At 67.5% G+C, this 683-nt stretch carries 1 protein-coding gene; it reads right to left on the bottom strand.

Going from position 1 to position 683, the window contains the following annotated elements:
- The coding region (locus DU475_RS23925; protein WP_164633531.1) for an AAA family ATPase at positions 1-597 on the bottom strand (597 nt) is incomplete at its 3' end.
- Positions 598-683 lie beyond the last annotated feature (86 nt).

The following is a 683-nucleotide window of genomic DNA, read 5'->3' as shown; positions in this document are numbered from 1 at the left end:
GTGATACAGGCAGCGCCGCTTCAGCGCGTCGTGGATTTCGCGGGTGCGGTTCGACGTGACGATCACGATCGGCGGCGTCGGCGCCTTGATGGTGCCGAACTCCGGAATGGTGACCTGGAAGTCGCTGAGCACTTCGAGCAAGTAAGCCTCGAACGCCTCGTCGGCGCGGTCGAGCTCGTCGATCAGCAGCACGGGCGCCCCTGCCGTGTCCGGCTCCAGCGCCTGCAGCAGCGGACGCTTGATCAGGAATCGCTCGGAGAAGATGTCGCTGGAGAGTTGGTCGCGGTCGGTGTCGCCGGCGGCCTCGGCCAGCCGGATCGCGATCATCTGCGCCGACGAATTCCACTCGTACACCGCGGATGCGACGTCGAGCCCCTCGTAGCACTGCAGCCGGATCAGCCGGCGGCCGAGCGCGGCCGACAGCACCTTGGCGATCTCGGTCTTGCCGACGCCGGCCTCGCCTTCGAGAAACAACGGCCGGCCCATCCGCAGCGCCAGAAACACCACCGTCGCCAGCGACCGCTCGGCGAGATAGCCGCGGCTCGTCAGCAATTCGAGCGTGGCGTCGACGGAGGCGGGAGGCGCGGTTGCGGTCATGGCCGATCCGGTTGCAGGCTCACGCCTTGCCGTTGGCGGCGTCGACCGCACGCTTGGTGAGCACGCCGATCAAATGCGCACGATAT

This window comes from Rhodopseudomonas sp. WA056, assembly GCF_010906995.1.
Classification (GTDB): domain Bacteria; phylum Pseudomonadota; class Alphaproteobacteria; order Rhizobiales; family Xanthobacteraceae; genus Rhodopseudomonas; species Rhodopseudomonas palustris_G.
This window is presented reverse-complemented; position numbering and strand designations above follow the sequence as displayed.